The sequence below is a fragment of the Alkalihalobacillus pseudalcaliphilus genome, from assembly GCF_028610675.1.
In the GTDB taxonomy this organism is placed as follows: Bacteria; Bacillota; Bacilli; order Bacillales; family Bacillaceae_D; genus Alkalihalobacillus; species Alkalihalobacillus pseudalcaliphilus.
Genome location: NZ_JAQQWS010000002.1, coordinates 319,823 through 343,378, shown reverse-complemented (window position 1 = coordinate 343,378; position 23,556 = coordinate 319,823). Strand labels below are relative to the sequence as shown.

Here is a 23,556-nt window from a genome sequence, read left to right as displayed (position 1 = left end):
CAAAGAGAGAGATAATGTGCAGATAGGGAAGCCAAACCAAGTAGTATCTACACAAAGAGAGGGTTAATGTGCAGATACGGAGGCCAAACCAAGTAGTATCTACACAAAGAGGGGGTTAATGTGCAGATACGGAGGCCAAACCAAGTAGTATCTACACAAAGAGGGGGTTAATGTGCAGATACGGAGGCCAAACCATGTAGTATCTATACAAAGAGGGGGTTAATGTGCAGATACGGAGGCCAAACCAAGTAGTATCTGCACAAAGACTATTCTTCGTGGATAGTGGCGACATCTTAAACAGTTGGCTCTTCATTCAACTCGATCACCATCAGGAGCCTGGCTGAATAAACAGGGAGCACTGTCCTGCTAAGGTCATTTATCGCGAGATGGATGACGAGCTAACTTCAAGGCAAAACCCATTGCCCCTAAGTAACTTTCATATAAAACATAAAAAACGAAAAAATAGGGTCAATCAAAAACTTGACTATATACCTATAGGGGTATAATATATGGTTCATAACCTAATCAAAAGGAGGCGGGACAAAACATGGAATATAACGACCAAATGAAAAATAGATTAAAACGCATTGAAGGACAAATTCGTGGCGTATTAAAAATGATGGAAGAAGGCCAAGATTGCCGCGATGTTGTTTCACAGCTATCGGCTTCACGTACGGCGATTGACCGGACGATGGGTTTAATTGTCAGTGAAAACCTCGTTGAATGTGTACAAAAAGCGATTGAGGAAGGCGAAGATACAAAGGAATACGTCGACCAAGCTGTGAACTTACTCGTTAAGAGCCGCTAAGATAGGAGATTGAACCAATCTCTATCTTAGCAAAAAATTTTTAGCAAATCATATACCTGTACGGGTATAAGTATAAAAGGGGAGTTACAAACATGAGTGAGACAAAAACTACTAATATTATTTTATTTAGCGGTGATTACGATAAAGCGATGGCCGCTTACATTATCGCTAACGGGGCCGCTGCCTATGACCATAAGGTGACGATTTTTCATACGTTTTGGGGACTGAATGCGCTACGAAAGGACGAACCGATTAAAGCGAACAAAACTTTTTTAGAGAAGATGTTTGGAAACATGATGCCGCGCGGTGCAGAGAAGATGGGTTTATCGAATATGAACTTTGCTGGCGTAGGTCCGAAGCTCATTAAGAATGTGATGAAAAAACATAATGCGATGCCATTAGCCGATTTAATTGAGCTAGCAGAGGAACAGGACATTAACCTAGTTGCCTGTACGATGACGATGGATTTACTCGGGCTACAAAAAGAAGAGTTAAGAGAGAGTAGTCAATATGCTGGAGTAGCCGCATATTTAGCGGAAGCCGAAGGTGGAAACGTTAATTTATTCATCTAAAATAAAAAAGGAGTGGAAGAGATGGAAACAATGAAACATGATGTACGCGTTGATGCGAAGGGTTTAGCCTGTCCAATGCCGATCGTCCGTACGAAAAAGGCGATGAAGGACCTCGAGCCAGGAAAGGTTGTTGAAATCCAAGCAACGGACAAAGGATCAACAGCGGACTTGAAAGCATGGGCAAAAAAAGCAGGGCATGAGTATCTAGGAACAATAGAGGATGGCGATACACTGAAGCATTATGTGCGAGCGGCTAGTTTAAAACAAGAAGAGCAGGCCTTCCCACACACGGTTAAAAATGAGGAGTTACAAACACTGATTAAAAACAACGAAGCCATTACCATCCTCGATGTACGTGAAAAGGACGAGTTTGACAACGAGCATATTCCTGAGGCAATCTCGATGCCATTTGGGGAGTTAGAAGAAAGAATGAATGAGTTACAAAAACAAACACCGATTTATGTCATTTGTCGAACGGGCAATCGTAGCGATATGGCTGCCCAAAAATTAGCCGCACATGGCTACAACCAAGTCTTTAATGTTTTACCTGGAATGAATCAATGGACTAGAAGGAGAGGAAATATAAAATGAGTGTAACAACGACAACAGCACAAGAACTAGCACAGAAGGTGATTCAAAAAGAGAAATTATTTATTTTAGATGTACGAAACACGGATGCGTTTGCCGATTGGAAAGTAGAAGGGGCGAACTTTCAATACTTGAATACCCCATACTTTGACCTGCTCGATGGTGTGGAAGACCTATTACCAGAGCTACCGAGTGAACGACCGATTTTAGTTGTCTGTGCCAAGGAGGGCTCATCGATAATGGTGGCGGAAATGCTGGCAGAGGAAGGCGTTGACGTTTCTTATTTGGTAGGAGGGATGAAAGCGTGGAGTGAACATTTAGAGCCGATTAAAGTAGCCGATTTACGTGATGATGGAGAATTATATCAGTTTGTCCGGCTTGGAAAAGGGTGCTTATCCTATATGGTTGTATCTGGAGGGGAAGCAGCAATTATTGACCCTTCTCGGATGACGGAAGCGTATATTCGTCTCGCGCAAGAAAAAGGAGTGAAGATGACCAACGTCCTCGATACGCATTTACATGCCGATCATATTTCTGGGGGGCGGACGCTGGCTGAGCAAACAGGAGCGAGCTACTGGCTGCCACCAAGGGATGCCGACGAAGTAATTTTTGACTATCAAGCGATGGAAGACGGTCGGCTACTTCAAGTAGGTTCCACACAAATTACGGTCCAAGCGTTGTATACACCGGGACATACGATTGGTTCAACGTCTTTTATCATCGATGATACGTTCTTGTTATCCGGTGATATTTTATTCATTGATTCAATAGGTCGACCTGATTTGGCAGGAAAAGCGGAGGACTGGGTTGGTGATTTAAGACAATCACTGTATGAAACATATGAAGAGCTTTCGCCTGAGTTAATCGTTTTACCTGCCCATTTTATGATAATAGACGAATTAAATGAAGATGGAAGTGTCGCTGAAAAGCTAGGTGTATTATTTGAAAGAAACCATGGTCTGAATGTAGAGGATGAAAAAGAGTTCCGTACGATGGTGACAGGCAATCTACCACCACAGCCAAATGCCTATCAAGAAATACGCGAGACCAATATGGGTAAGAAAAGCCCAGGTGAAGATGAACAGCGCGAGATGGAAATTGGACCAAACCGCTGTGCCGTTCGATAAACATACGATACGATTTTAAAGGAGAGAACAACATGAATGTAAAGAAAGTATTAGATGCAAAAGGAATGGCATGTCCGATGCCGATTGTGAAAACAAAAAAGGAAATGAAAAGCTTAAATACAGGTGAAATTTTAGAAGTGCAGGCTACTGACCAAGGTGCTTTAAAAGACTTTGACGCCTGGAGTCAATCAACAGGACATGAATTATTACAAACGAAGGAAGAAAATGGTGTGATTACCTTCCATATTAAAAAAGGTGAATAAGGCACAAGTTAGAAGGGGCACAGTGCTGCTCCTTCTTCATCAGTAAGGAGAAAACAACATGGATATGTTATTTGTCATCACGATATTCCTCATTGGTTTTGTCGGCTCATTTATTTCGGGTATGGTTGGGGTGGGCGGCTCGATTATTAAATATCCGATGCTACTCTTCATCCCGCCCTTCCTCGGTTTTGCGGCTTTTAGTGCCCATGAAGTATCAGGAATTAGTGCCGTCCAAGTATTTTTTGCTACAATAGCGGGGGCTTGGGCCTACCGTGGGACAGGCTATTTGCATATGCGATTAATTCTATATATGGGATCTAGCATTTTAATCGGAAGCTTTATCGGTGCCTTTGCATCTAGTTATTTTCCGGAAAGCTCTGTTAATGTCGTCTATGCAGGACTTGCGACGATTGCCGCTGTTCTCATGTTTTTACCAAAGAAACAACGACCTGACCAGCCAGTCGAAAAGCTTTCCTTCCACCGTGGACTAGCCTCGGGCTTATCCTTTATCGTTGGAATTGCCTCAGGCATTGTCGGGGCGGCAGGATCGTTTTTATTAGTACCAATCATGCTCACGGTGCTTCGATTACCTACACGGGTCACAATTGCGACATCACTCGCCGTCACATTTCTCTCATCAATCGGTTCCGCTGCTGGAAAAGTAGCAACGGATCAAGTACTCTATGGACCAGCAGCTGTGATGATTATCGCTAGCCTCATCGCATCACCACTCGGTGCAAAGCTGGGACAAAGAATGAATACGAGGCTATTAAAGGCGATGCTTGCCGTACTGATTTTAGCAACTGCGGTTCAGGTTTGGGTTGATTTGTTGGTAGGATAAAGGAATTTCAAAAAAGGGAGCCAAATACTCCCTTTTTCTGTATAAAAGGAAATAAATGAATCGGAACTTTTAAGGTAAAGAACAAGAAACCGCTCAATAAGCTGGACAATAAACTCTTTACAAAAAAGAAAGTTAACTTTATGATAATAACAAATGATTGATTAATCAATCGTAATGGAGGGATTGTTGATGCCACTTTCAGAACAGCAGATTGAAAAAATGAAAAGAAAGAGAAAAAGCATCATGGAGGCTGCTACGTATCTTTTCGCGACAGAAGGGTATGAGGGGACAACGATTAAGAAGGTTTCAGCTTCTGCCGGGATTAGCTTTGGTAGTGTTTTTACGTATTTCAAGGATAAGGAAGAGCTTTTTCACACCGTTGTTGTAGAGCCTTTAGAGGATTTCTCAAACCAAGTGTTAGAATTTGATGAGGCGGCAGAAGAACCTTTAGTGGAGTTAGAAAAGATGATTAAGCATCACATGTCGATATTCTCAGGAATGAATCACTATTTGCAGTTAGTCGTTCAAGTGATTGGACAGCATGAGCGATTCTTGGATACCTTTGAATCTTTGGACCAATTTCATAATCAGTTCAGAGGCAAGGTCAGTCGTTTAATTGAAAATGGTCAACAAAAAGGGTTGTTAATCAAACAAGATCCTCTAATTGTAGCAACTTTATACACGAGCCTTTTAATCGGTATGCGCTTAAATTCAACCGATCGTAGATATAGTGATATATGGGAAGAGTTTGCCTTAGCCACTATAGCTATTTTTGGACCTATTCGTTAATAGGTTCACTTTTTTTACTCAAATAATGATTGATTAATCAATCATTTTAAATTCTTCAACAAAAAAGGAGCCTATCTATGAAAAACTTTCACCCAACTATACGTATTCGTCTAGCTCTGCAATTGATTTCCTCGCTTTCCTCAATGGCCGTTATACCGTACTTAATTATCTATTTTTCTGGGCAATTAGGGAGTACGGTGACAGGTGTTCTCTTCCTATGTGTGATGGCTTCAAATGTCCTTGGGTCCATGATTGGTGGATATGTATCAGATAAGATTGGTCGAAAAAAGCTGATCGTCGTTGCGGAGCTCTGTATCACTTTGGGCTACATGGGTGCAGCATTGTCCAATTATAGCTGGGGGACCTTTCCTTATGTGACCTGCTTCTTTTTTGTAGGTATTCAATTTTGGAATGGTGTTAGTAGCCCTATTTATCAGGCATTAGTAATAGATGTTAGCTTACCTCAAGATAGGAAGCTCATTTATACGTATTCCTATTGGATCCGCAATCTTGGTGTGGCGATTGGCAGTATGATTGGTGCCTTTTTCTTTTTCGAATATCTCTTTTATTTGTTAGTCAGTGTTGCGGTGACGACAATGGTAACTATGCTTATCACACTTCTATTTATTAAGGAAACGTATCAACCTCCACCACCTGTAAAACCAACGGAGCACGGGAGGACGAGTCGCATTCGCTTCATTAAGGCGTACCTACATATTTTGAAGGAGCGATTTTTTGCTGTGTTTTTACTTGCGAGCTTTATGATTATTGCTGTAGAGGAGCAATTAACCAATTATATTGGTGTTCGACTCTCTACGACTATTCCTGAGCCAGTTCCAATAAGCCCACTAGTCTCAGTAAATGTTGATGGAATTCTTTTACTTGGTATTCTAAAGGCTGAAAATACGATTATCGTTGTTTGCTTCACCTTATTAATTATAAGATTCTTGAAGAATTATAATGACCGAGTCTCGCTCCTTACAGGACTTTCTCTCTTTTTTGTTGGTTATAGTGTGATCAGCATTGCCACAACTCCACTCCTTCTATTACTGGCAATGTGTATAGTATCGATAGGAGAAATCATTTATATCCCTACACAACAGGCAATGCTGTCTAATCTAGTCCCAGACCACGCCCGCAGTACGTATATGGCTTTGTATTCCATAGCAGTCGTAGCTGGAGTTAGTATGGCTGGTGTATTTTTGATGATGAGTAGCTGGCTCTCACCAATCTTACTAACTGGACTTATCAGCCTAATGGGGCTAGTAAGTGTACTCCTTTTTAATAAGCTAACCGCTCACCAAGAATCAGAGTCGAACAAACAGATGGACGTAGTTTGATGTGATAAACCTATTACTAGTTGTCTGTGGTAAGGTATGTGGATAAAAAGAGGAGCTGTTAGAAAAGGTGGTGTTAAAACCTTGCTCAACAGCTCCTTTTTCTTGTGTCCAATCACTTAGATCTTTAGTCTTCTGGCATTTCTCCACCGGTATAAAAAGCCGTCGTTCGCTTAGCTGCTACTTCAGCTTGACCGGGTTCTTCACCTGCTGCAATCGCTGCTTGTCCCCAGTCCTCACTTGAACCAATCATAAAAGCCTTGCCTTCCTCAGTAGCTAACAAAGCTTCACCAGCTTGAGAAGTAAAGCTTGGATCGGAAAGATGGGCTTCTAAACCAAGCAGGACCAAATCCCACCCGACCCCACCAGCACCAGGGCCAAACTTCTGCCAATGGTTATCCACCGGGCATATATGGGTCAAACGTAATGTCGCTTCGACCTCACCCTCTGCTGTAATCTGAACCTCAATCCAGCTGACTCCGCCGGCAAACTCCCATGTTGTCGCAAAAGTTTGCGGTTGAATACATTTTGTCACTGTACCCTCCGCATTACTTTCAATCTGAAAACGACCACCTAACGCCAATTGCCCACTAACCGAACCCAAATAATGTACTAAACGCTTCGGATTTGTCACCGCATCCCAAAGCTCGTCCGCCGTTGTCTTAAAGGAACGCTCTAACGTTACGTGACGAACATTTTTGCCTTCCTTTTCCGCTACTGTTACCGTGCGTTTGACTGTGTGAAGAGAGCTGGTTAAGTTAATCCCCTTCATTTGATTCACTCCTTTAAAAGTCGATGTTTATGATGTGATTTTATGGAAGTGATAGAGGGAAGTCAAGTTTGGGATAAAGTGATAGAAACCATCTTTCGACTCCATTGTTTGTATGTTTTAAGTGAATACCTTAACACCGCTAGTGCCATAATTTTGGTTAGAAAAAAACCATACCAACACCAGGCACGGTTCTTGCGTGTAAAACCCCTAATCTCTCTTAAACTTACTAGTCTTTCTCTTCTTCAATAAAGCCATCTTCTGACTAATCGCATCTTTTCTCGCCTCAGTAACTTGCTCATCAATACGAATTTGTTCGATCTGGTCATCAACGATGGAGATAGAAAACCACATGCCTTCCTTAGAGCCTGTTGGTAATTGTTCCTTTGGAATGATCATTTCTTCTTCCTTTTCTCCGACTAATAGAACAGCGAACTTCTGGTCTTCAATACGATCTAATACCGCTTTTGTTTCCATCTCAACATCGCCTCCGTTTTGTTCATTAAAACAAATAATCCCTTGTTGTTCAATATAGGTAATGCGAGCAGAGCCGAACAACCTGAGCTTTTGATGAAGTAATTATGAATGGAGAGCTCATAGTAAAGAACTACATGTGTTTCCCGTTAATAAGGTCAGAGATGGAGTATTTACTCAAGATTTCTTTTATTTTTGCTTGTGATTCTAGTACAATTTCAATAATCATGTGGTCCATCGAATCGAGTGCTTTCTCTTCATCTTTTGGATGTGCGTCTTTGGCAATCGCCACATATATATCATATAAGGTGGTTTTTTCGGGATTCACTATCAATTTATATCCACCGTAACGTCCACCAAAGCCCTCGACAATATTTTCTTGCATTAATTTAGCTAATACTTTTCGAATGAAGCTCGATTCTATCCCTAACCGTTCTGTTAAAGTGTTGCTTGTTACTAGTTCATCTGCATTTACTAATAGAGTTAATGATTTAATGGCAACTATGAAGTGGGTTTTGCCTAAGTAACTTAATTGTAAGAAATTATCCATGTATTCACTTCCTATCGATTCTATTTTATCAAGGCGATGCCGTAAATAAAAGCAGAGTAGTTGACGCATAGTGAGATGATTTGTTAAATTTTAATTGTGACAAAAAATCACAATTAAATAATTCGAGGGGGTTATGTTTTGGCACGTTTAGAAAATAAAGTAGCAATTATTACCGGGGCAGCTTCAGGGATGGGTTTGGCAGCTGTTAAACTATTTGCAAAAGAAGGAGCAAAAGTAGTTGCGACAGATATCGCCGTTGAGCAATTAAAAGAAGTAACAGCATTCATTGAAGGCGAAGTGATTTGTGCTGAATTAGATGTTACGTCAGAAGAGCATTGGGAACAAGTAATCGTTAAGGCAAAAGAGGCATTTGGTAAAGTGGATGTCTTAGTTAATAACGCTGGAGTATCGTTCCATAAAACATTATTAGAGGAAACATTAAATGGTTGGAACCGTACTATTAATTTAAACTTAACTTCTGTATTCCTAGGAATGCAAAAAGTTATTCCATATATGCAGGAAAATGGAAGCGGTTCAATTATAAACTGTGTTTCACTTGCAGCTATTATTGGTAGTGCAGATAACGGTGCAGCTGCCTATGCGGCGGCTAAAGGTGGGGTAAGAGCCTTATCCAAACATGCAGCCATTAACTTTGCTAAAGACAATATTCGCGTAAACTCCATTTACCCGGGTGCAATTTTAACAGGTGCAGCAGAACGACACGGTGTAACATCACGTGAAGTATTAGGAAAAGCATTCGAAGGCACGATTCCTTTACCACCATTTGCTGGGGAAGCATTAGATATTGCAAATGGCTATTTATACTTAGCATCCGACGAGTCAAAATTCGTCACAGGAGAAGAGTTAATTATTGATGGTGGGTGGAGTTCGAAGTAGTTAGTGAGTAGCAAATAACTGATTAGAAATATGGATGGTATTAAATAGTCAGGATTAGAGTTTTATTAATATGTAAGTATAAATTCTGCTGTTTAGAAACTCCTTAAAAAAGAGCTATTACTTATTAATTGCATTTGATATGAACACTCTTGAGGAGAAGGAAGACATTTTCGATTTTGCGTGGTGCCAAGAAAGACTATTTCGTCCGATAATACCTTGGTCTGATTAGGAAGAGAAAAGCTTTTTACCTTGTGAACGAAGTCGTTTTTAAGCAATCCATAGAGAAAAAGCAGTCATCATGCATCATCTGTCATTCGTTCCAAAGTCTCATAACGGTAAATACAAAGAATATTAGCAACGGATGAATTTAAGCCCACGCTTCGTGGGCTTATTTGAATTGTCCTCTTTTTGGATGTGCTTGGTCCAAGGCTAAAAATGTGATGTATGAATAGCATTTCATCAACAGCATGAAGAAATGAGATTCTGTCATTTATGATAGTCACTTCCATTAAATAAGGGAGGGGATTTGTTTAAGTGTCTTTAAAATTAAAATTAAAAATTTCAGATTATTATTGACAATCTGAAATTAATTATAATATCATTTCAGTTAAGTGGTTTTGTATTTTAAACTTGGTTCAATATAATGAACCTATTGAAATGAGGGTGGTAAAAATCATGAAACCTAAATATTGGGTTCCAGCTATATCTAGAGCTAACGAAATCATTCATTTAGTGGCTAGGTACCCTGGTAAGTTTAGATTAATTGACTTATCTCAAGAACTTGAGATTAGTAAAAGCTCTATTTATTCTTTACTGAATACACTTGAACATTTAAGTTGGTTACGGAAAACAGAAAAAGAAACGTATACACTAGGTCCATTTTTCGGAACAATAGGTACGCTTTATTTACATCAATTTGATATATTAGATGCCTTTCTTGCAGAAGCTAAAAGAGTGGTAACAATCGTAGATGAACACATCCAGCTAGGTAGACTTATAGGTGATGAGGTTTATTATATGGCACGAGAAGAAGGAAGTTCACCAGTTCGATTAGTAACCGACCCAGGTAATCGATTCCCTGCCTATGCTTCAGGGCTTGGCAAAGTCCTCCTTTCTCAATATGACTATGACCAGCTTAAAGAGGTATTAACTGAAACAACCTTTGAGAAAAAAACACCTTCTACTATCAGCAATATTGATGAGCTGTGGGAAGAGTTAAAGAAAGCAAAACAGCAAGGATACATTACAGATGAAGAAGAAGGAGCAAAAGGGTTTTATTGTGTAGCAGCACCTATTTACGATAGTCGTAATGAAATCACAGCCGCCGTTAGTTTTACAATGCTTGCATCTAGCTGGAAAGAAAAAAAGGGCTTAGCAACACAAGAGATTCAAAAGTTAGCTAAAGTCTTATCACTATATGAAAATACTTAATAGGAAGGAGCAATTATTATGAAATTTGTAACGTTTAGTACTAAAACAGACAAAGACCTATTTGGAATTTTAGATGGAGATCATGTTCTCTCGGTTAAACACCTAATAGAACAGTATAAAAAAACAGAAGAAATATCGCTCACAGAAAATATTACTCTATTAGAAATGATAAAAGAAGAACAGGAGGAACAAATTAGGTCGATTTATAATCATTCAAAAGATACCATTCCTTTTTTTAGAAAAGAGGATATAAAGTTTGAAGCACCTTTTAAAGAACCAGGAAAAATCGTTTGTGTAGGCAATAACTATATGGATCACTGTATTGAGCAAAATGTTGAACCACCCAAAAAACCAATGATTTTCTCTAAATGGGCGAGTTGCTTGATTGGGGACAACGATACTATCACACTACCAGATGAATCTGAACAGGTTGATTACGAAGCTGAATTAGTAGTTGTAATTGGAAAGAAAGGAAAAAATATAGCCGAAGAGCAAGTTTTTGATCATATTTTTGGTTATAGCATTCTTAATGATGTCAGTGCCAGGGATGTACAATTTGCTGATGTCCAGTGGGTTAGGGGGAAATCCTTTGATACATTCGCTCCGTTTGGACCTTCAATTGTTTCAAAAGACGAAATTGAGAATCCGCATGATTTAGATATTAAGCTCTTATTAAATGGAGAAACTCTACAAGACTCTAATACAAAACATTTAATCTTTGATATTCCTTATATTATTTCCTATTTATCCAAAAGCTTTACATTTGAACCGGGCGATATTATCGCAACAGGAACACCACACGGGGTTGGCGTATTCCGTGACCCACAAGTCTTCCTAAAAAAAGGAGATGTGTGCACGATTGAAATTGAATCCGTAGGAAGATTAAAAAATCAAATTTTATAGGAGGGGATAGTATGAAAGTTTTATCATGGAATGGTCCAGAAAATATCGAATTAGAAAATCATCCTCTTCCCCAGCCAAAGGAAGAAGAAGTCTTAATTCAAGTCGAAGTGGTAGGGATATGTGGTTCAGAAATCGAGGGCTACCTTGGCCATAATAGTTTAAGGAAACCACCTCTTATTATGGGTCATGAGTTTAGTGGGATTGTCGCTGAGACTGGAAGTAACGTTGCAGACATCAAAAAAGGTGAAAAAGTGGTCGTAAATCCATTAATCGGATGTGGAAACTGTCGCTCCTGTCAACGCGGATTAGAAAATATATGTACAAAACGAGAAATTATCGGGATTCATCGTCAGGGGGCTTTTGCCGAATTTGTCGTTGTACCAGCAAAAAATATCCATGTATTATCTGATGATTTTAATTTATATCAAGCCGCCCTTGCTGAACCATTAGCTTGTGCATATCGAGCTGTCAAAAGAGCTTTCGATGCAGGTAATAATGAGAGCGTATTCATTTATGGTGCTGGAACTATCGGTTTATTATGCGGCCTAGTTGCCAAACATCTTGGTGCCCAACATATTATCATGGCAGATATAAATGAAGAGAGGCTAGAAACAGCAAATCGTATTGGTCTCATTTATACTTTGAATCCATCGCAAGGTACAGTCGATGCTCGAATCCGAGAAGTCACTAATCAAAATGGCATTGATATGGTGATTGATGCTGTTGGTTTTGATTCAACAAGAAAGCAAGCAGAACGAATCATTAATCCTGGTGGAGTTATTATGAATATTGGACTTGGTGTGGATGAAAGTCAATTAACAGTCAATAGCATGATCAGAAATGAAATAACACTATTAGGGTCATTTTGTTATACAAAGAACGACTTTTTAGAAGCTGTTAACCTATTGAAAGAAGGAATAATAACACATGAAGGATGGACAGAGGTTCGGACGATGGAAGAAGGAAATGACGCTTTTTTAGATTTAGTTAATGGAAAAGTGGATAATGGTAAGATTTTTATAAAAATTGATGATGGGAAGTGATCAGATGGGAGCAACTGGCCAATATATTACAGCTGTTAGAGCCTATGTCGTTGGTGGTGGCGGTGGTGATTACCATGACCAAGGTCAGGAACATTGGATTGTCAATGAAATAGCAACACCTATGAGCATTTATCCAGAATACAAACAAACGAGAACAAGCTTTGGAATAAACTTATTAAAAACCTTAGTTGTGGAAGTTGAAACAACTAAAGGTGAAGTCGGTATTGGTATTTCAACGGGCGGATATCCAGCCGCTTGGGTTGTGGCAAACCATTTAGAGCGATTTATAATCGGGCAGCCTGTTGAGAATATCGAAAAGATGTGGGACCAAATGTACCGAGCTACGATGTATTATGGCCGAAAAGGTCTTGTTATGAATGCGATTTCTGCTGTTGATTTAGCATTATGGGATGTATTAGGGAAAATAAGGAAAGAGCCAATTTACAGCATGATTGGCGGACTTGTAAGAGATGAACAACCTTGTTATGCAACTGGTCCTAGACCAGATCTTGCTAAAGAGATGGGGTTCATTGGTGGCAAAATGCCTTTACAGTATGGACAAATCGATGGAGAAGAAGGTCTTTCTAAAAATATGGAAAAAGCTGCTTTGATGAGAGAAAGAGTTGGAAATGATTTTTGGCTAATGTGGGACTGTTGGGTGGCTTTAGATCTTCCTTATGCTCAAAAATTGATGGACCGTTCGACAGAATTAGGGTTCAAGTGGGTTGAAGAGTGCTTTAATCCAGAAGACTATTGGTCTTATAAAGAGCTTAAGAGAAGAGCAGATAATAAGATTATGGTAAGTGGCGGTGAACATGACGCCTCAAGGTATGGCTTTAGAATGCTGATCGAATTTTGTGACATTGATATCCTTCAACCCGATGTTTCTTGGTGCGGAGGATTAACGGAACTAATTAAAATTGGGAATTTAGCGGAAAGCCATGGTAAATACGTCGTTCCTCATGGAAGTGGCGTGTATAGCTACCATTATGTAATGACAAAAACAAATAGTCCCTTTGCTGAATATATAATGATGAGTCCAGAAGCAGACCGCGTTGTTCCTCAATTTTACCCATTATTAAAAGAAGAAATAATTCCAGTGAATGGAAAAGTGAGATTAAGTGAGAAACCAGGATTTGGAGTTGAGCTAAACGAAAATGCCGTTTTACAAGAGATAAAAAAGGGAGTAGAGGTCTTTTAATTCGGGTGGTAAAACACCCGTATTCTAACTAAGGAACCAGAGAAAAAATAAAACAAACTCAAAGGTGAGAGGAGCTTTATAATGAATAGCGATGTTATGTTACTTCTTTTTCTTGTATTAGCATTGGTTATCATGTTGTCCTTAATCATTCTCATTAAAATGAACGTAGCCATTTCCCTTATTATCGCCTGTTTATTCATGGGAATAGCTTCAGGACTAGGACTTAATGAGACACTTGAGACGATTGCAGATGGGTTTGGCGGATTAATGGCAAGCTTAGGGATTCCTATTGGTCTGGGTGTAATTTTAGGAAAGCTCATATCTGATTCGGGTGGAGCTCATTCGATTGCCGTTGCAATATTGAAGCGAGCATCTGAAAAGATGGCTCTTTATTCATTGGCTCTTGCTTCCTTTATTCTTGCGATACCAGTTTTCTTTGATGTAGCCTTCCTCATTCTTGTACCATTAGCGATTCAAATAGGTAAAAAAATGAATAAGCCTCTCCCTTATACAGTCGGAGCAATTATTATAGGAGCTGCGTTATCACATACACTTGTTCCACCAACACCGAATCCTTTAGCCGCTGCAACGATTCTAAATTTTGATTTAGGACTAATGATTCTGGGCGGGGTATTAATCGGAAGCATCTCCACTCTAATCACAACAAAGATTTACTTTATGATTCTTGATCGAGGCTTTTGGAAAAAAGAAACGGATGAAGATCCGACCATTGAAAATCCATACGGCAATATGGAAGTACCAGACAACGCACCCTCTGCATGGATTTCATTAATTCCTATCATATTACCGAGTATCTTTATTCTTATTGGTTCTGTTGGAAACGTTATTTTTGTGAATCCACCAGCCATTGTTCCGTTTATCAGTGACCGAATTATTGCCTTATTAGTAGGTGCCTTGGTCGCTTATGTAATCGCTTCCAAATCCTTAAATAAAGATCAAAGAGATTTATCCTCTTCCCAAGCCATGCAAGCAGCCGGGGTTGTTTTACTTATTACCGGTGCCGGTGGAGCCTTTGGTGCGATTATCCAAAATACGGGTATTGATCAAGCGATACTAAGTATATTTGTGAGTGATGCTCAATCATCTCTTACTGTCTTGTTTATTGCTTTCTTTATGGGAATTATGTTTAGAACCGTCACTGGCTCAGGTACCGTTGCCGGAATTACAACGATGACGATTATGGCTGGAGTTGTAACTAACGTGGATATTCACCCGCTATGGGTAGCGATGGCATCTCTTTCAGGTGGATTAATGTTAGGTCATGTCAATGATAGTGGATTTTGGATTACGACAAAAATTGCTGGGTTTAGTGTACAAGGAGGAATTAAAACATATACCACAACAGAAGCCATTGCTGGTATAGTCGCATTCTCCTTTGCAATACTTGGTTCCTTTATCTTTTAGATGTCGATTTCAAACATAAAAAAACATAAGTCGTAAACTTATTTCAATGATTAATAATACCCTAGGTGGACGCCATTTTAAATTTGGTATTCACCTTATTTTTATGGAACACTAATGTCTTTTTGTTTAATTATATATCAATAAGAAATAGTAATTATATAATCGATTATCTAACTAAGGTATTAATGACTAAGTAATAAGAGCTTTGTCAGGAAAGGGCATGAAATAGAAGGGTTGTTGAAGTGATTAGGATAAACAGAAACAAGCACACAAAAAGCCCTTTTAGGTTAGATAAATAAAAGGAGCTGATCTCATGGATAAAGCATTAAACGTATTTCAATTAAATGATAAGGTGGCGTTAGTAACAGGAGCAGCAGGTGGTATGGGCACAGCGATATCCAAACAGCTAGCAACACTTGGGGCAACCGTTATTCTCACAGATATTAATGAAGAGGGAGTTAAGAAAAGTGCTGAGCAGCTTGCAGAAAAAGGATTAAATGTAGATAGTTTAAAAGTAAACATCCTTGATAGTGAAAGTATTCAAGAAGTGGTTTCTTATGTGAAGGAGAAGTACGGCAAGTTAGATATTTTAGTCAATAACGCTGGGGCAGCTAATGATGCGAAGGCCTTAGAGACCTCCGATGACGAGTGGAGAAAAATGATCGCGATTAACTTAGACGGTGCTTTTTATATGTCAAGAGAATTCGGTCAATTAATGGTGGAGGCGAAGTAAGGCACTATCATTAGTGTTTCCTCGATCGCGGGCTTTAAAGCGGTGAACCGTATCATAAACAATGATAATTTTTAATCTAATACAAATAATATATACATACTTCTCCATAACTATATTCCCCATTTCTCTCCCACCCCAAAATCTGTTATGATTATCATGAATGATTTGGTAAAGGAGAAGGTGACGATGCCTCGTTTTAGTGATGCTCAGTTAGAGTCGATTCGTGAGGAACGTAAGGAACAGATTATGAAGGCTGCGCTGAAGGTATTTGCGGAGAATGGGATTAAGCTGACGAAGATTAGTACGATTGCCAAAGAGGCGGGTATTAGTCATGGTTTGGTTTATCATTATTTTCAGTCGAAGGATGATGTGTTGTTTGGGAGCTTGGAGTGGGCGGTTGCTTTGGGGGAGACGGAGCAATTTCTGCAAGGGCTGAACGAGAATAACGACCTTTCGATTATTGAGAAAATCCATACGTTTACGAAGTTTGCTCTGACATCTGGTAGTAATCATGTTTTTCGTGTGATTCAGCATTTAGAGCATAGTGACGATGTGCCCCAACATATTCGTGATTTATATAAAAATGTTGGCTATGTTTATATTGAGTTTTTTATCCCGATTTTTATAGAAGGGCAACAAACCGGAGTGATTATTGATGGTGACCCCGAAGAATTAGTCGCTATCTTTCTAACGGTCGTTTCTAGTATCATGGCTGATGAACCAGTGTGGTGGAAGGATAGTATTGATGAGAAGGTATCAATTTTATTGAGAATGATTACGACACGATAAATGTGTGGGCCGGTCAGTTAAATGCCCAAAATAACGGCCAATTAAGAACATTAGATTGTTTGTTGAACGCATGTCAGGGAGTATAGTATAGGGGGCTGGACGATATACACCTAGGACTGCGGAAGGTGGGAGGAGGTCTAAGCTGATTTTTTTGTCTTCCTCACAGTATCCGCTTATTTTTTTGGAACATTTTTCTGCATGGTCTGCATAAGTATAAGTGTGGCTTTTATTGCTGCCTAAAAAGCCAAGTTACCAGGGTATTGACAAATGCTTGATTCTTGTTTTATTATTGACTGACAAAATCAATCAATAAAAAAATATTTTTTAGTTTTATATTGACTGAATAAATCAATCAAAAAATAAAAAGGAGGCTTTTATTTTATGCGGGAGATGATTATATCTGTTCAGGATGTGAAGAAGGCGTATGGCAAGCAGCAAGTATTGGATGGTTTAAGTTTTGAGGTGAAGCGGGGTTCAATTTTTGCTTTGTTAGGTGAAAATGGGGCTGGTAAAACGACAATGGTGCGGATTTTATCGACGTTAATTCATGCAGACTCGGGCAAAGCTACAATTGCTGGGTTCGATACGAGGAAGGATGCATTTGCGGTTAAGCAACGGATTAGTTTAACCGGGCAGTATGCGGCGGTGGATGAATTATTGACGGGTGAGGAAAACCTTTTAATGATGGGCAGGTTAAATCATCTTGATAAAAAGGCTGTGGCGAAAAGAACAGCAGAGCTGCTGACGGATTTTGATTTGAAGGAAGCGGCTAAAAGGAAGGTGAAGACGTATTCGGGGGGAATGAGGCGTAGGCTCGATATTGCGATTAGTTTACTAGCTTCGCCTGAGGTGATTTTTTTAGATGAGCCAACAACCGGTTTGGATCCGCGTAGTCGCCGTACGATGTGGGCAATTATTAAGTCGCTTGCGGATCAGGGCGTGACGATTTTTTTGACGACACAATATTTAGAAGAGGCTGATCAGCTTGCAAATAAAATTGCCATTATTGATCAAGGTAAAATTGTTAAAGAAGGAACAGCTGAGCAACTGAAGAGTGTCATTGGTGAAGAGACGGTGGAGCTTACTTTTAAGGACTTGGATAGTTATCTTCAAGCACAAGGCTATCTCTCTGGTCAATCGAATCATGAAGAACGAAAAATTTCTGTACCTATGAGTTCGCCTCAGCAGCTGCGAGAGCTTTTAAATAGGTTGTATGAAAATGGGATAGAACCTGATGCGGTCAATATTCGAAAACCAACGCTAGATGATGTGTTTATGACAATGACGAATCAACCAAAAAAGGAGATGGTAGCGAATGGGTGAGGCAAAATGGTTATGGGCGATCCGTGATGGGTGGACGATGTCGCAGCGCAGCTTGAAGCATATTTTCCGAGAAGCGGAATCATTATTAATGGCGATAGGTTTGCCGGTAGTGGTGATGTTAATGTTTGTCTATGTATTTGGTGGGGCGATTCAAACGGGTACCGATTATGTGAACTATGTCGTGCCAGGGGTAATCATTACTTGTGCGGGCTTTGGAAGCTCGTTAATTGCCGTTAGTGTGACAAAGGATATGAGTGGCGGTTTGTTTGAGCGATTTCGCAGTATGCCTCTGCAGCCATCTTCGCTTATGGTTGGCCATGTGATTGGTGGGTATATTCGTAACGTCCTTGCTACGACGGTTGTATTTGGTGTAGCCCTACTCATTGGCTTTCGTCCTGAGGCGGGTCTGATAGAATGGCTTGGTGTTATTGGCGTGCTAACTCTGTATATGCTTTCTATTAACTGGTTATTTGTCGTTCTCGGTTTGCTTACAAAAAGCATCGAAACGGCGAGTGCCTTCACATTCCCGATGTTATTCCTACCTTATCTCAGTAGTGCCTTTGTCCCGACCGAAACGATGCCAACATGGCTGCATGCCTTTGCCGAGCATCAACCGATGACGCCGCTAATTGAAACATTACGAGGTCAATTAATTGGCACACCGATTGAGAACAACCTTTGGTTAAGTGCGGTTTGGTTTGGTGGATTGCTGATTGTTTCGGTGGCGGTGGCTTCGTTGTTGTTTCGTAGGAGGAGGAGTGAATAAAGGGATTCGTCTCTAAATTTATAATTATACTAGCCTAGCTTGGGAGATGAATACCTGAGCTAGGTTAATAATTTTTGTGTTTGAATTGGTTGGAAAAATAAAAATGATATATATGAGTAGCTGGGAGAGAAGGAGACGGGAAGAGCTTCTTTTTTTATGTTGTAAAGTTTTATTTTCATAAAAAATTCACATGATTTCCTATATAAAAAATAATTACCTATGTCTTACCACTTTTTGTACAGAATTTGTATAGGTCGATATAGTTTAATTGTCATTAGTGTACTTATATAAAAAGGAAGGTGGAGAGAGATGGGTAGTCGGAAGTTAAGTATGACGTTAATTTTTTTGCTTATTTTTCAAACCGTGGCTACATATATTCAGCCGATAATCATATCAGCTGAAGGTCAAGGGGAAACGTTCATTGATGATATGATTTTGGTCGATGAGTATGGTCAGTCGGTAGATTTAGGAACAACTGAGCAAGGGCAAGTGAGCGTTCAAATGAATTGGTCAACAGATGGACTTGATTTGGAGAATGGTCATGAAGAAAGCTTTCAGTTACCGGAGCAACTAAGGGTAACGGAGAGGAAGGACACATTAACAAATGCAACAGGGGAATTGCTGTTAGGACAATATGAAGTATCAGAAAACGGTATAATTTCTATTACGCTGACAGCACAAGAGGAAATGGTCAGTGAGTCTGGACACTTTATCTTAGAGGCAAAAGTACAAGGTGTAACACAGGCCCAAGATGACTTAGAGCAAAGCCAAGAAATCGAAGAGGAAGCAAAAAGTGATATCGATGTGAAAGCAGAGGAATCGGCAAAGTCTGAGGAAGTAGAGGAAGAAACCACAGACTTAGGTCAACATAACCCGAATACTGCCAAAGATGACGTAACTGATGAAAAGCAAGTAAGCGAAAAAAAATCAGATTCATCTGTGCAACAATTTGCTGCTTCGGATACGTATGATTCGGTCATGAGTGAAGACGTGATTCATCAAGTGACCTTTAAGATTAATAATGTTGAAGTAGAAAATGAAGCGATCGCCGGAGACGGTGACGCCGTATCATTAAGTTTTCAATTAGATTTACCAGCAGGACATAACTATGGACCAAATACTACGTTAACGTTGCCACTGCCAGATGTATTTGCAAATATAGCTTTTCCAAACGGTGTGCAATTTGGTGATTTAGGGACATTATCGATAAATGAACACCATCAATTGGTGGTTACATTTAATGAACAAATTCGTGATGAATTAGGGCAAGGTGTTGCCATTGACCCAGGTTCGTACTTTGACATAGGGGCGACATTAACCGCACAAGGTAAGGATTGGGTTGAGGAAGTCGCTTTACCAGGTGGCGATACACTTACTTTAACATTTAAGCCCAAGGGTGGTACAGCTATAACAAAAGTAGGGACACCTGATAACGAAGGTGTAAATAGTAAGGAAATCGATTGGACGGTTCGAGTCAATACGCATTTAGGTGATACTCGTGAGATCCTTCATTTTATCGATGAATTACAAGGCGATAATCATCGAATCGTCAGCGATTCAATTGAGATACAAGAAATCATCGTGTTACCTACTGGTGAGACGACACTTGGGGAAATGATTGCTATAGTACCAGATATCGCAGCCGATCATGAATCGTTGTCACTAGAGTTACCTAATAATCCGAAGAAGGCTTATGAGATTCGATATAAAACGGAGATCACAGATCCCGGTGATGAAAATTGGGCTGAATTCTTGAATGAAGCGAATGTGAACGGAGCAACAGTTAGCGAAACTGTGCGTTCACAGTATGGAGATCCATTAACAAAGACTCATAATATCAATGCTGACTTAACAACGGAATGGACGATTCGTTACAATTTTAATAACCGAGAGATTCCGCAGGATAAGGCTATTCTTACCGATGATTGGATCGTTACTGGGGGAAGCCATCGTGATGAAGACCAGTCTGCAAAGCATGAATTAGTTGATGGAATTGAGAGTATTAAAGTGTATGAAGAAGATGGTAGCACAGCGGTCGATTCAAGTCGTTACGACATTCATTTAACCTCTACAGGTTTTACATTAGAATTTAATGAAGATGTGAGTGAACCGTTCATTATTCGTTATCATACAAAACCTGACGCTGGCTCCTTTATTACAGATACAATGCGTGTCGCAAATACAATCATCCGTGAAGATACAGGGAAATCAGTAACAGATACGGCAACATATACCAAAAATAACTATATGATTAATAAATGGAATGAAGGAATTAATTATCAGGATAAAACAATCATTTGGCAAATACGTGCCAACCAGGCAGGATATACACTTGCTGCTAATACAGTAATTGATGATGTATTTACACATCAAAACCTGACGTTGAAAGAGGATACATTAAAGATAACGGTTGGTGGAATTGATTTTGATTATTTTGAACTAATTCCAAAAGCTAATCCTAAAGATGGGTTCCAAATTAAATTGCTAGAAGCAGTGAGCGAACCGATTGCGATTACTTATACGACCGATTACGATATTCGTGATGTTGGTACGAACGAGCGAAATTATCATAATGAAGTGAGCATTACCGAGTCTGGCCTACCAAGTAACCCAACAGATACGAGCTCTGTCACGGTAAGTGACGAGCAAAGAAAAAGTGGTTTTAAAAATGGTCACTATAATTACGAGACAAAATCTTTTTATTGGGAAGTTGTTCTTAATTATAATTTAAATACTTTAAGTGAAGCGGTATTTATCGATACACTTCCAGAATCGCAAAAGGTATTGGCGGTTTATAAGCAAAAACTAGAAATTATGCCTGATGGGTCGGTTGTCGGGATTGGAGATCAAGAACAAGTAGAGAATGAGGCCACCGAGGAACATGAAATAAGAGTGACATTAGGTGAAATTAATGAGGCGTATCGAATTACGTATACAACCGAAGATGCCGATCTTACCTTTGCTATGACACCAGGTCATGTAAAAGTTACAAACGAAGCACAGCTTTTTAACGAAAATGTTTTGATTGCTGAGTGGGAAGAAACGGTCACTGTCGCCTATACAGAGCACCGCATTGAAAAGGGAGTAAGAGACCCTAATTTCCCAAGTAATTCTAGAAGTATTGAATGGGCGCTGAAAGTAAACTATGGCCAATCATTATTAAAGGATATTGTCATTACAGACATCGTTGGTAAGGATGCTGAAGGTAATCCGAATCAAATGTATGTAGAGGATTCATTTAAGGTCTATGAGGTGACGTTAACGGGTACAGGTCATACACCTACGGAATCGACTACCGTTGTTGATCCTGATTTTTATACCCTCTATGTTGATAACCAAAATGGAAGTTTTGAGTTGACCTTTAACCAAGAAGTGATAGATAAAGCATATCTTATTGTATATGATACGTACTTTTTAGGGGAGAATGGTGCAGAGCTAAAAAATGATGTAACGATGTCTTATTGGAGTACAGAGGGAGATCGAGGTCAATCAGGTTTTGCTTTAGCTAATTTTTATCATGGCAACCAAGGCTCAGCAACAAAAGTAAAATTTAATGTAGTAAAAACAGATGAGGAATCAGGTATTCCTTTAGAAGGTGTTACATTTACATTATATAATGCAAATAACCCCAATCGAGCACTTATTAGCGGTACGACCGATACAGAGGGCAGGTGGGATATTGGATTTGCCATTGCAGAGGGAAATTATATTCTCAAAGAAGTACCACTTCCGGGTTATCTGAACCCTGGTGAGATTAGGTTTACCCTTCTTAAAGATCGAGTAAATCCTGAGTTAGGCCTGCAAGAGGTTACCGTTGAAAATGAAAGAGGTCCAGTTGAACCAGGGATGATTCGCTTTGATGTTGAAAAGGCTTGGGACGGGGTAGCACAGGAATCGGCGACTGTGCATTTAATGCTAAATGATGAAATTGTAGAAACTGCGTTATTAAATAATAGTAATGACTGGAAGTATATTTATCAAGATGTAAATGAATTTGATGAATATGGTGAACCACTCACCTATGTAGTTGAAGAAGTGGAAATTCCTCAATATGAGAGTGTGATTACACAGGATGGACATTCATTTACCGTAACTAATACGTATATTCCTGAGCAAATCACATGGAATGTAGAAAAAAGTTGGATTGGGAAACGAGCAGAATCGGTTAGAGTTTCCCTCATGTTAGAAGAGGATGAAATCGAGTCTGTGACGTTGACTGAAGAGAATGACTGGAAAGCCACATTCCAGCCAGTTAATAAAACAGACCAATTTTTAAATGAGCTAGCGTATACAATCGTTGAAGAAGAGCTCGCTCAATATTCAGCCAGTGTGACAAGAGAAGACAGTACCTTTGAGTTAACAAATACATTTGTGCCAGAAAAAGTGGCGTTTAATGTAGAGAAGGTTTGGAAGGGTGCGATGGAGACATCTGCGACTGTGTCATTAAGGCTACATGGTCAGACGATTGAGACCATTCAATTGGATGAAGGAAATGATTGGAAAGCGACTTTTACGGCTGTTGATAAAACGGATATCGATGGACATGAATTACCATATGAAGTAGTAGAGGAAATTATGGACGGGTACAAAAATACGATTATCCAGTTGGATGATACGTTTACGGTGACAAATATTCGTTCCGAACAAATCTCTATCCCCGTCACGAAGGCATGGTTAGATGGCGAAGCAGCTGACCGCCCAGAAGCAATTACCGTCTACTTGCTTCAAAACGGTGAGCGTATAGACGAAGTCGAGATCACAGAAGCAGAGGGATGGAGTTATACCTTTGAGGATGCCGAAGCGTATGATGAAGAAGGTCAGGCATATACGTACACGATTGAAGAAGAACTGGTGGAAGGTTATGAAACCACGATACACGGTTATGACATTACGAATCTACGTGTAGGAACTGTCGATGTGGAAGGAA

General features: G+C 39.7%; 23 protein-coding genes. 19 read left to right on the top strand and 4 right to left on the bottom strand.

Annotation, left to right across the window (positions count from 1 at the left end):
- Window positions 1-547 precede the first annotated feature (547 nt).
- The 8 genes from PQ479_RS08265 to PQ479_RS08230 all read left to right on the top strand — a co-directional run bounded on the left by PQ479_RS08265 (window position 548) and on the right by PQ479_RS08230 (window position 6,328).
- Window positions 548-808 (top strand): metal-sensitive transcriptional regulator, encoded by a 261-nt coding sequence (locus tag PQ479_RS08265; RefSeq protein ID WP_047986692.1) that lies wholly within the window; start codon window positions 548-550, stop codon window positions 806-808.
- A gap of 92 nt (window positions 809-900) precedes the next feature.
- Complete coding sequence (locus PQ479_RS08260; protein ID WP_047986693.1) at window positions 901-1,380, top strand: DsrE/DsrF/DrsH-like family protein; 480 nt, start codon at window positions 901-903, stop codon at window positions 1,378-1,380.
- 21 nt (window positions 1,381-1,401) lie between these two features.
- Window positions 1,402-1,971: a sulfurtransferase TusA family protein gene (locus PQ479_RS08255; protein WP_273716920.1), complete on the top strand. Its 570-nt coding sequence runs from the start codon at window positions 1,402-1,404 to the stop codon at window positions 1,969-1,971.
- Window positions 1,968-3,095, top strand: a complete 1,128-nt coding sequence (locus PQ479_RS08250; protein WP_047986694.1) for an MBL fold metallo-hydrolase — start codon at window positions 1,968-1,970, stop codon at window positions 3,093-3,095. The genes PQ479_RS08255 and PQ479_RS08250 overlap by 4 nt, the downstream gene beginning before the upstream one ends.
- A 32-nt stretch (window positions 3,096-3,127) precedes the next feature.
- Window positions 3,128-3,358 carry a sulfurtransferase TusA family protein gene (locus tag PQ479_RS08245; protein ID WP_047986695.1) on the top strand — a complete coding sequence of 77 codons (231 nt, stop codon included), beginning with the start codon at window positions 3,128-3,130 and terminating at the stop codon, window positions 3,356-3,358.
- A gap of 58 nt (window positions 3,359-3,416) precedes the next feature.
- Window positions 3,417-4,199, top strand: a complete 783-nt coding sequence (locus tag PQ479_RS08240; protein ID WP_047986696.1) for a sulfite exporter TauE/SafE family protein — start codon at window positions 3,417-3,419, stop codon at window positions 4,197-4,199.
- Between the two features lie 189 nt (window positions 4,200-4,388).
- Window positions 4,389-4,988 (top strand): TetR/AcrR family transcriptional regulator, encoded by a 600-nt coding sequence (locus PQ479_RS08235; protein WP_047986697.1) that lies wholly within the window; start codon window positions 4,389-4,391, stop codon window positions 4,986-4,988.
- A gap of 77 nt (window positions 4,989-5,065) precedes the next feature.
- On the top strand, window positions 5,066-6,328 hold the full coding sequence (locus tag PQ479_RS08230) for an MFS transporter (protein ID WP_047986698.1): 1,263 nt from the start codon (window positions 5,066-5,068) through the stop codon (window positions 6,326-6,328).
- A 124-nt stretch (window positions 6,329-6,452) separates the two neighbouring features.
- Here the strand turns inward: PQ479_RS08230 and PQ479_RS08225 are convergent, their stop codons facing one another.
- The 3 genes from PQ479_RS08225 to PQ479_RS08215 all read right to left on the bottom strand — a co-directional run bounded on the left by PQ479_RS08225 (window position 6,453) and on the right by PQ479_RS08215 (window position 8,118).
- On the bottom strand, window positions 6,453-7,097 hold the full coding sequence (locus PQ479_RS08225) for an SRPBCC domain-containing protein (RefSeq protein ID WP_047986699.1): 645 nt from the start codon (window positions 7,095-7,097) through the stop codon (window positions 6,453-6,455).
- Window positions 7,098-7,304: 207 nt separating this feature from the next.
- Complete coding sequence (locus PQ479_RS08220) at window positions 7,305-7,571, bottom strand: DUF3006 domain-containing protein (protein WP_047986700.1); 267 nt, start codon at window positions 7,569-7,571, stop codon at window positions 7,305-7,307.
- Window positions 7,572-7,701: 130 nt separating this feature from the next.
- The gene (locus PQ479_RS08215) at window positions 7,702-8,118 is read right to left on the bottom strand and encodes an RrF2 family transcriptional regulator (protein WP_053070249.1); all 417 of its coding nucleotides are present in this window, start codon (window positions 8,116-8,118) and stop codon (window positions 7,702-7,704) included.
- A 138-nt stretch (window positions 8,119-8,256) separates the two neighbouring features.
- Between PQ479_RS08215 and PQ479_RS08210 the strand changes: the two genes are divergently transcribed.
- The 7 genes from PQ479_RS08210 (at window position 8,257) to PQ479_RS08180 (ending at window position 15,751) form a co-directional block, all read left to right on the top strand.
- Entirely contained in the window at window positions 8,257-9,015 is a 759-nt protein-coding gene (locus PQ479_RS08210) for an SDR family NAD(P)-dependent oxidoreductase (RefSeq protein ID WP_047986701.1), read from the top strand.
- A gap of 675 nt (window positions 9,016-9,690) precedes the next feature.
- A complete protein-coding gene (locus PQ479_RS08205; RefSeq protein ID WP_047986702.1) occupies window positions 9,691-10,446 on the top strand; it encodes an IclR family transcriptional regulator in 756 nt (251 codons plus the stop codon).
- An 18-nt stretch (window positions 10,447-10,464) separates the two neighbouring features.
- Window positions 10,465-11,349: a fumarylacetoacetate hydrolase family protein gene (locus PQ479_RS08200; RefSeq protein WP_047986703.1), complete on the top strand. Its 885-nt coding sequence runs from the start codon at window positions 10,465-10,467 to the stop codon at window positions 11,347-11,349.
- A gap of 11 nt (window positions 11,350-11,360) precedes the next feature.
- Window positions 11,361-12,392: a zinc-dependent alcohol dehydrogenase gene (locus PQ479_RS08195; protein ID WP_047986704.1), complete on the top strand. Its 1,032-nt coding sequence runs from the start codon at window positions 11,361-11,363 to the stop codon at window positions 12,390-12,392.
- Window positions 12,393-12,396: 4 nt separating this feature from the next.
- Window positions 12,397-13,593 (top strand): L-rhamnonate dehydratase, encoded by a 1,197-nt coding sequence (rhmD, locus tag PQ479_RS08190; protein ID WP_273716919.1) that lies wholly within the window; start codon window positions 12,397-12,399, stop codon window positions 13,591-13,593.
- 81 nt (window positions 13,594-13,674) lie between these two features.
- Entirely contained in the window at window positions 13,675-15,018 is a 1,344-nt protein-coding gene (locus PQ479_RS08185) for a GntP family permease (RefSeq protein ID WP_047986706.1), read from the top strand.
- Window positions 15,019-15,331: 313 nt separating this feature from the next.
- Entirely contained in the window at window positions 15,332-15,751 is a 420-nt protein-coding gene (locus PQ479_RS08180; RefSeq protein ID WP_047987030.1) for an SDR family NAD(P)-dependent oxidoreductase, read from the top strand.
- On the opposite strand, the gene PQ479_RS08175 is transcribed toward PQ479_RS08180, so the two are convergent.
- Window positions 15,731-15,874, bottom strand: a complete 144-nt coding sequence (locus PQ479_RS08175) for a hypothetical protein (protein WP_273716918.1) — start codon at window positions 15,872-15,874, stop codon at window positions 15,731-15,733. The two genes, PQ479_RS08180 and PQ479_RS08175, sit on opposite strands and share 21 nt — an antisense overlap.
- 63 nt (window positions 15,875-15,937) lie before the next feature.
- Between PQ479_RS08175 and PQ479_RS08170 the strand changes: the two genes are divergently transcribed.
- The 4 genes from PQ479_RS08170 to PQ479_RS08155 all read left to right on the top strand — a co-directional run.
- Entirely contained in the window at window positions 15,938-16,540 is a 603-nt protein-coding gene (locus PQ479_RS08170; RefSeq protein WP_047986707.1) for a TetR/AcrR family transcriptional regulator, read from the top strand.
- 381 nt (window positions 16,541-16,921) lie between these two features.
- Window positions 16,922-17,863 carry a daunorubicin/doxorubicin resistance ABC transporter ATP-binding protein DrrA gene (locus tag PQ479_RS08165; RefSeq protein WP_047986708.1) on the top strand — a complete coding sequence of 314 codons (942 nt, stop codon included), beginning with the start codon at window positions 16,922-16,924 and terminating at the stop codon, window positions 17,861-17,863.
- Window positions 17,856-18,629: an ABC transporter permease gene (locus PQ479_RS08160; protein ID WP_047986709.1), complete on the top strand. Its 774-nt coding sequence runs from the start codon at window positions 17,856-17,858 to the stop codon at window positions 18,627-18,629. Before PQ479_RS08165 ends, PQ479_RS08160 begins: the two co-directional genes overlap by 8 nt.
- 309 nt (window positions 18,630-18,938) lie before the next feature.
- The coding region (locus tag PQ479_RS08155) for a Cna B-type domain-containing protein (protein ID WP_273716916.1) at window positions 18,939-23,556 on the top strand (4,618 nt) is incomplete at its 3' end.

What these genes read in the sequence shown, in the direction of transcription:
- PQ479_RS08265 (WP_047986692.1), top strand. Translation starts at nt 548, where the DNA reads ATGGAATATAACGACCAAATGAAAAATAGATTAAAACGCATTGAAGGA.
- PQ479_RS08260 (WP_047986693.1), top strand. Translation starts at nt 901, where the DNA reads ATGAGTGAGACAAAAACTACTAATATTATTTTATTTAGCGGTGATTAC.
- PQ479_RS08255 (WP_273716920.1), top strand. Translation starts at nt 1,402, where the DNA reads ATGGAAACAATGAAACATGATGTACGCGTTGATGCGAAGGGTTTAGCC.
- PQ479_RS08250 (WP_047986694.1), top strand. Translation starts at nt 1,968, where the DNA reads ATGAGTGTAACAACGACAACAGCACAAGAACTAGCACAGAAGGTGATT.
- PQ479_RS08245 (WP_047986695.1), top strand. Translation starts at nt 3,128, where the DNA reads ATGAATGTAAAGAAAGTATTAGATGCAAAAGGAATGGCATGTCCGATG.
- PQ479_RS08240 (WP_047986696.1), top strand. Translation starts at nt 3,417, where the DNA reads ATGGATATGTTATTTGTCATCACGATATTCCTCATTGGTTTTGTCGGC.
- PQ479_RS08235 (WP_047986697.1), top strand. Translation starts at nt 4,389, where the DNA reads ATGCCACTTTCAGAACAGCAGATTGAAAAAATGAAAAGAAAGAGAAAA.
- PQ479_RS08230 (WP_047986698.1), top strand. Translation starts at nt 5,066, where the DNA reads ATGAAAAACTTTCACCCAACTATACGTATTCGTCTAGCTCTGCAATTG.
- PQ479_RS08225 (WP_047986699.1), bottom strand. Translation starts at nt 7,097, where the DNA reads ATGAAGGGGATTAACTTAACCAGCTCTCTTCACACAGTCAAACGCACG.
- PQ479_RS08220 (WP_047986700.1), bottom strand. Translation starts at nt 7,571, where the DNA reads ATGGAAACAAAAGCGGTATTAGATCGTATTGAAGACCAGAAGTTCGCT.
- PQ479_RS08215 (WP_053070249.1), bottom strand. Translation starts at nt 8,118, where the DNA reads ATGGATAATTTCTTACAATTAAGTTACTTAGGCAAAACCCACTTCATA.
- PQ479_RS08205 (WP_047986702.1), top strand. Translation starts at nt 9,691, where the DNA reads ATGAAACCTAAATATTGGGTTCCAGCTATATCTAGAGCTAACGAAATC.
- PQ479_RS08200 (WP_047986703.1), top strand. Translation starts at nt 10,465, where the DNA reads ATGAAATTTGTAACGTTTAGTACTAAAACAGACAAAGACCTATTTGGA.
- PQ479_RS08195 (WP_047986704.1), top strand. Translation starts at nt 11,361, where the DNA reads ATGAAAGTTTTATCATGGAATGGTCCAGAAAATATCGAATTAGAAAAT.
- rhmD (WP_273716919.1), top strand. Translation starts at nt 12,397, where the DNA reads ATGGGAGCAACTGGCCAATATATTACAGCTGTTAGAGCCTATGTCGTT.
- PQ479_RS08185 (WP_047986706.1), top strand. Translation starts at nt 13,675, where the DNA reads ATGAATAGCGATGTTATGTTACTTCTTTTTCTTGTATTAGCATTGGTT.
- PQ479_RS08180 (WP_047987030.1), top strand. Translation starts at nt 15,332, where the DNA reads ATGGATAAAGCATTAAACGTATTTCAATTAAATGATAAGGTGGCGTTA.
- PQ479_RS08175 (WP_273716918.1), bottom strand. Translation starts at nt 15,874, where the DNA reads ATGGGGAATATAGTTATGGAGAAGTATGTATATATTATTTGTATTAGA.
- PQ479_RS08170 (WP_047986707.1), top strand. Translation starts at nt 15,938, where the DNA reads ATGCCTCGTTTTAGTGATGCTCAGTTAGAGTCGATTCGTGAGGAACGT.
- PQ479_RS08165 (WP_047986708.1), top strand. Translation starts at nt 16,922, where the DNA reads ATGCGGGAGATGATTATATCTGTTCAGGATGTGAAGAAGGCGTATGGC.
- PQ479_RS08160 (WP_047986709.1), top strand. Translation starts at nt 17,856, where the DNA reads ATGGGTGAGGCAAAATGGTTATGGGCGATCCGTGATGGGTGGACGATG.